At 63.0% G+C, this 243-nt stretch carries 1 protein-coding gene; it reads right to left on the bottom strand.

The window, feature by feature from the left end:
• Positions 1-243: NAD-dependent epimerase/dehydratase family protein (locus RVY79_RS21180; RefSeq protein ID WP_317466584.1), on the bottom strand; the 243-nt coding region annotated here is incomplete at both ends.

Here is a 243-nt window from a genome sequence, read left to right as displayed (position 1 = left end):
CGCCGAACAGCTTGACGGTGCCCTCGGCACGGAACTGGTTGAAGTTGTGGAACGCGACCGAGGCCATGCGACCCTTGTGCTGCTCGCGCGGGCCATACACGTTGAAGTAACGGAAGCCGACAATCTGCGACAGCGCCGTCGGCATGACACGGCGCACGACCTGATCGAACAGCAGCTTGGAGTAGCCGTACACGTTGAGCGGCCGCTCGAACTCCGGTTCTTCCCGGAAGGTTTCCGACGCGC

Source organism: Chromohalobacter sp. HP20-39, from assembly GCF_033052815.1.
Lineage (GTDB): Bacteria > Pseudomonadota > Gammaproteobacteria > Pseudomonadales > Halomonadaceae > Chromohalobacter.
This window is presented reverse-complemented; position numbering and strand designations above follow the sequence as displayed.